At 42.5% G+C, this 6682-nt stretch carries 4 protein-coding genes; all 4 read left to right on the top strand.

The annotated features are described in order from the left end of the window. Positions 1-657: 657 nt before the first annotated feature. Positions 658-1026, top strand: a complete 369-nt coding sequence (locus QZT26_RS15625) for a hypothetical protein (RefSeq protein ID WP_295103466.1) — start codon at positions 658-660, stop codon at positions 1024-1026. Positions 1027-1468: 442 nt separating this feature from the next. Further along, positions 1469-2773 carry a TolC family protein gene (locus QZT26_RS15630; RefSeq protein WP_295103469.1) on the top strand — a complete coding sequence of 435 codons (1305 nt, stop codon included), beginning with the start codon at positions 1469-1471 and terminating at the stop codon, positions 2771-2773. 10 nt (positions 2774-2783) lie between these two features. Continuing rightward, positions 2784-4259 carry an efflux RND transporter periplasmic adaptor subunit gene (locus tag QZT26_RS15635; RefSeq protein ID WP_295103471.1) on the top strand — a complete coding sequence of 492 codons (1476 nt, stop codon included), beginning with the start codon at positions 2784-2786 and terminating at the stop codon, positions 4257-4259. A 4-nt stretch (positions 4260-4263) separates the two neighbouring features. Further along, positions 4264-6682: CusA/CzcA family heavy metal efflux RND transporter (locus tag QZT26_RS15640; RefSeq protein ID WP_295103474.1), on the top strand; the 2419-nt coding region annotated here is incomplete at its 3' end.

A 6682-nucleotide genomic window follows, 5' to 3' on the forward strand; every position in this document is an offset into this window, starting at 1 on the left:
TATACTCGTTCAATGGAACGGTGCCGGCGCATATACAGACAACGTTTTACGTCTTTGTTCCCTGTGCAGGCAAATGCTTCGCCCCTACAATTTATCATTTTGTGAATAAAAAGCTATAGCTTTATGCGGTGAAAAAAGAGATTTTTTTGCTACTACAGGCTCATCCGCTAATACTATTCGACTATTGATTTTCACTTTCAGCTAAATCCCTCCCAGGAGGGGACGTCTCAAATTCCCCTCTTGGGAGGGGATTAAGGGGTGGGTTAACGGCATAATGAAAAACTTTGTAGCACTATAGTCGTAACACTTTAGTTTTTTGAAAAATTTACTACCTATAAGCTCCGTAGGAGCGACCTGTCTCTTGTAAATCCATATAAACAGTTCTACCTGAATACGGACAGGCCGCTCCTACGGAGCTATTTACCTTATTGAATTTTATTGCGCTACAAACAGACCGCCCCTAACAGGGCTACATGGTATTTTTTCTATCCCGGGAATTTTTCAAAAAACTAAAGTGTTACCAAAAAAGTTATACTATAATTATTTTTAGAACTTGCATTTCTATTTGTTTGTGGATTATTATGAAAACGTAAAGATTGACAACCTTCATCATACGCTTAATGGAGTATTTTTGTCGTTATTGTACGAAAAGAAAAAATGAAATTTTTTACCCGGAAGTCTTTATTAAGAAAAATATTCTATAGCATTCTGGCAGTGTGGTTTCTCTTATGCATATTGCCGGGTGATTGTTTATTATTGGGATGCACGGAAGAAGGTACTTCACATTGCAATGAAGAACCTTCTGTTGTCTCTTCCTCTGATAATGATCATACTGCAGCCCCCGGAAATGCTTCACACTGTTCCACCTGTTGTGTGCTTTGCGCACATAATCTTATCTTATACACATCCCATTATCATTCAAATACGCACATGGACCTCATTGGCAATTGTGCGTTCATCCCTACAAACCGCTTTAACGCTATTTTTCAAACCATTATATTTCGCCCACCGCGAACAATCGCATAACCTTTCTGATTTTCTACTCATTATTTAATTTTAACGCTTCACAGGGACACTATTTCCCCAAAATGGCAATAGCATAATCTTTTTCTACCGGTATGTTATCAGTTTATTTGACATGCAGGTACGGGAATGCTGTACAGTCGGCAATCAACAATTAGCAGTCGGCAACCGGCAACCGGCAATCTACAGACGGCAAATTGTGGACTGTAGACTGTGGAAATTATTATTATAAAAACCTTAATTTATTGAGAAGTTACGTTAAATTCATGTAGTGCGACGAGGCTCGCCGCACTACAAATGGCACTTTCCCGTGTTGTCTCAATAAATAGGGGTAATGCATTTACATTCTTCGTATAAACCTTATAGATGCTTACCTTTGTGCGGGTTTACCTATTTATTGAACTGATACTATTTGATTGTATTTTTTTTTACAAAGGGACATGGTATGTTCACACATTTTTTTAACAGGCATAATTTTCAACGGTGTATTTCTAAGTATCATCTTCTCCTTGTTTGCTCGTTTATTTATTTTTGCTCTTGCCATGAAATCGTCTGTGGGAACGATATACAAACGCCGGCTAAAGCAATTTCTCTTAAAGAGGCAATAGACATTGCTCTTGAAAGAAACCCAGAACTGCAATCAATGAAAGATCAGGTAGAAGCACAAATTGGCTCATTGAAACAGGCTGGACTCTACCCAAATCCGGTAATTAACTTTCTGACGGAAGAAATGCCTACAGATGAGATAGGGTTGAATGAGAGCCAAAACCAGGTATCAATAACCCAGCCCATCATTACCGGAGGGAAAAGAGGCCTTGCAATAAAAGTAAGCGAAAAAGCAAAGGAGAAAAACGAATTTGAACGGGATTCCTTTCTCCTCAGTGTTATTGCTGATACAAAAAAGGCATTTTACAAGGTGTTAGCAGGTCAGGAAAGTCACTCGGTAGCAAAGGAAACGGAAAAGATATCGAAAGATATTTATGAAAGTGAAAAGACACGGTTTGAAGCGGGAGAGGTTGCACTTACCAATGTATTCAGGGCAGAGGTGGAATTTTCAAAGGCAAAAAATCTGGTTTCCCGGACTGAAGGAGAGTTGCAAAACTCTTTCAGGGAATTGCAAACGATCATGGGTATCCCGGAGGCAACCGATTTTGATATCACCGGAAAACTGATAACGACACCCATGGAATTGTCGTTTCATGAACTTGAACAGAGTATGAAAAATAATCAGCCGCTTCTCAGGGTGTCTGAAAAGAATATAGAAATAGCGGAAGCCGGGTTACTGCTGGAACAAAGACAGGCCATACCGGATATCACCGTATCTGCCGGCTATAAAAGACTTTCGCAGGAAGACGCTGATACCATTCAATTCAGCCTGGGGATACCCGCCCCTTTTTTCAACCGTAACCAGGGAAACATACAAAAAGGCAAAGCCCTTTCGAGAAAGGCAAAAAACGAAAGCATGTCGGTTTATCAGCAAATGCTGTTCGAGTTAAAAAAGAATTTCAACCTGTACAATATTGAAAGGAGACGCCTAATTGAATTTAAAAACAAGATTCTGCCAGGCACAGAAAAGGCCCTCTCCTTAATTACAAATGGATATAAAGAGGGTGAGTTCGATTATATAGACCTGCTGGATACTCAGAGAATCTGGGCAGATACAAGGGTATCATATATCGAAGTAATAAAACAACTAAACCTGATAATAGCCGATATCGAAAGACTGGCAGTTATCAAAATAGGGAAATAATAATGAGCATATGACACTTTCTTATAAGGAGAACATGGTGAATTATTGTATTTATTTACGGATGCACAACCCTCGTAAAACCATTATTTTATGGGGTATTATTCTTTTCTTTATCAGTTTTTTACCGGTAACAGATACTTTTGCCCAGAGAGAAGATGAACATGCATGCGAAAAGTCGTGTGGGGAAAAAGACGAACATATCCGGGAACAGACAAACAAAGATGAAAATAATCATGATCATAGTACTTCAGCCGGGGAAAATTTTTTGAATAGTACAGATTCTGGGCATGAACTCTACGAAAAACTTTTGAAAAAAGAATGCGAACATGATGTATCAATTATCAAATGTGATGAATGCCGTTATGAAGTTGGCGTCGTCAAGGTTGACCCGTCTCTTTTGGATGAAATCGTTATCATTGGCAAAGGAATGCCCATGGATATTGGTATTACGCATGAGGCAACCGGAGAAGTGGGACCCAACCAGGATCGTTTTGTTATAGTTTCGCCAAGAATATCAGGGGTAGTGAAAGAAGTATTTGTTGATTGGGGAGATCAGGTAAAGGAAGGGCAGAAATTAGCGCTATTGGATAGTATAGAACTCGGCGAAGCAAGGGCGGATTACCTGAAGGCTGCGGCCATGCTGAAACTGGCGGAAAAGAATTATTCGAGAGAAAAGGAACTTTACGGAAAAAATATTACTTCGGGAAAACATTTCTTTGATGCGGAGAATGCCCACGAACAGTCACACATAGAATTAAATGCCCTGATGGAAAAATTGCTTCTCATGGGTCAGGAAGAAGGGAGCATTAGACAGATGCAGGAAAAACTGCTCCTGATGGATCAGGAAGAAGTGGATATAAAGCACACGGCAAAAGCGGAGAAACATGTATCTTCGTTATTTACGCTCACCGCCCCTTTTGATGGAACCGTTATTGACAAGAAGGTCGCGGTTGGCGAACTCAAAAATGCCTTTGATCCGATGCTTACCATCGCAGACCTCACACAACTGTGGGTATGGTTTGACGTCTATGAGAAGGATATTCCAAAGGTAAGAATGGGAAATAAGGCGATGGTATCGGTAGCTTCTTATCCGGAAGAACAGTTCGAAGGGAACGTGACTTATATCGGGAACACCATAGACGAAAAGACACGCACCGTAAAGGTCCGTATCGAGGTTGCTAATCATCACGAAAAATTGAAACCCGGTATGTTTGCAAGGGTGCTGCTTCAGGTAGATGATGCCAAAAGCGCTGTTGGATTACCGGAAGAAGCGGTACAGGTTGATGGGCAGGAGCGATTCGTCTTTGTGCCACTCAAAGACGGCTATTTCATTCGGCGCAACGTGATACTGGGAACGCGGTTGAACGGGTATGTAAAAGTCTTCAGTGGTTTAGAGGAAAACGACCCGGTGGTTGTCAAAGGAGGTTTCCTGCTTAAATCCGAAACGATGAAAGAAAAATTTGGCGAAGGATGTGGAGGACATTAAACGTATGTTGAACAAACTGATTGAAGGTACATTACAGCAGAAATTTCTGATTATTCTTACCGTATGCGCCATTATCGGACTCGGTATATTTTGCCTGAAAAAGCTGCCCATTGACGCAGTCCCCGATATATCACCCAACCAGGTACAAATCAATACCGAAGTGCCGGGGCTCGGACCGGTTGAAATGGAAAAACTCATATCGTTTCCCATCGAGTTCTCCATGAGCAGTTTGCCGGGGGTGAAAGAAATACGGTCACTTTCAAAAACCGGGCTTTCCCAGGTGCTTGTCTTTTTTGAAGACAACATCGATATTTATTTTGCCCGCCAACTGGTGCTGGAACGGTTGCAAACTGCAAAGGAACAACTCCCTCAACTCTTAAACGCCCAACCGGAAATGGGACCGGTCAGCACCGGCCTTGGCGAAATCTATCAATATGTAGTTACCGCTGAGAATAAGGACGCCATGGAACTGAGGACCATTCAGGACTGGATGATTACCCCACGACTGCTGCTTATCCCGGGCGTCAACGAGGTGAACAGCTTTGGCGGTTTTGTAAAACAATACCAGGTATTAATCGACCCGAATAAACTTATCACTTACAACGTTACCCTTCGCCAGGTATTTGATGCCCTGACCGCCAACAATGTCAATGCCGGCGGGCAATACATAGAACATGCCTCGGAGCAATATCTGGTACGGGGAATTGGCCTGATCAATACCATACAGGACATTGAGAATATTGTAGTTCATGCCACAAGGGAAGGTACCCCCGTTTATGTTAAAAATCTGGCGGAGGTAAAGCTGGGCTCAGAGGTCCGCTATGGCGCCGTTACCAGGGATGGCAAAGGGGAAGTAGTAACAGGCATTGCCATGATGCTAAAAGGGGAAAATAGCCGCACTGTTGTGGAGGCGATAAAACAGAAGGTAAAAGAGATCAGACAAAGCCTGCCGAAAGGTGTTGATATGATCCCGTTCTATGACCGGGCAAGCCTGGTCAACAATGTTATTCACACGGTATTTACCAACATTGGCACAGGTGTTCTCCTGGTAATTGGCGTGCTTATTCTTTTCCTGGGAAATTGGAGAGGGGCACTTTTGCTTGCGTTCTCTATTCCGCTCACGGCATTTTTAACCTTTACCGGTATGTATCATCTGGGCATTGCGGCTACCGTAATGAGTTTGGGCGCTCTTGATTTTGGCATGATCATTGACGGCCCTGTCGTTATGGTGGAAAACATTATCAGAAGACTTTCTCTCAGAAAGAAAACCGGCGATTCCGACCTGGTAATACGCTCTTCTGCACAAGAAGTAGCCCGTCCCATTCTCTTTGCTATCGCCATTATTATTATCGTATATTTACCCATTATGACCCTGCAGGGTATTGAAGGCATGATGTTCAGACCTATGGCCTTCACCATGGCCATTGCCCTCCTTAGTTCTCTCTTTGTTGCCCTATTTATTATGCCGCCCTTATGTTCCGTGGTTTTTAAAAAAGGCATAAAAGCCCATAAGATGAAGGTATCCTCCCTTCAATCGAAAGGAAACGATACGCATAGTCTGGTAACAGAAGTATCATCGGAAGAAACGGATAATCGTGTTATTCGATTTCTAAAAAGGTATTATGGCCCCTTATTACAAAAGACGATAGCCCATCCAGTGATAACAACCATTGCCGCTGCTTCATGCTTCTTTTTAAGCCTTATTCTTGTACCATTTTTAGGTTCCGAGTTTATACCGAAACTGGACGAAGGCGCTATTGCTATAAATGTCAATCGGCTCCCCAGTATCTCACTGATGGAATCGGTGGAGAGCTGTAAGTTGATAGAAAAGACCCTTTTGAAATACCTTGAGGTGAAAACCGTAGTATCCAAGACTGGAAGGCCGGAAATAGCAACCGACCCTATGGGTCAGCAAATCAGCGATGTATTTGTCATACTCAAACCAAAGAGTACATGGCGTAAAGGATGGACAAAGGAAGCGCTCATTGCAAAAATGAAAGAAGACCTGGAAAAGATTCCCGGCATGAGGTATAGCTTTTCTCAACCCATAGAACTCCGGGTCAGCGAAATGATTGCCGGCGTTCGCTCGGATATCGCTATCTGGTTGTATGGTGAAGACTACGAAATATTACTCCCAAAGGCAGGGGAGATCAATGCGGTTATTACGTCTGTCCCTGGCGCCAGCGAGGTAAGGACGGAACAGGTAACCGGTTTACCTGCGATAGAGATAGAAATTGACCGCAAGGCAATTGCCCGTTATGGCATCAACGTCTCAGACGTACAGGATATTATAGAAATAGCCATTGGTGGTAAAGCAGCCACTCAGGTACTTGAAGGCGTAATGAGATTTGATCTTTTAGTACGGTATACTGAGGAAACGAGGAATGATGTTGAGAAGATAAAAAATATCCTGGTGAGCGCTC

It is taken from the genome of uncultured Candidatus Kuenenia sp., from assembly GCF_900696675.1.
Taxonomy (GTDB): Bacteria; Planctomycetota; Brocadiia; order Brocadiales; family Brocadiaceae; genus Kuenenia; species Kuenenia stuttgartiensis_A.

Coding starts and splice junctions, on each gene's coding strand:
- QZT26_RS15625 (WP_295103466.1), top strand. CDS start 658: ATGAAATTTTTTACCCGGAAGTCTTTATTAAGAAAAATATTCTATAGC.
- QZT26_RS15630 (WP_295103469.1), top strand. CDS start 1,469: ATGTTCACACATTTTTTTAACAGGCATAATTTTCAACGGTGTATTTCT.
- QZT26_RS15635 (WP_295103471.1), top strand. CDS start 2,784: ATGACACTTTCTTATAAGGAGAACATGGTGAATTATTGTATTTATTTA.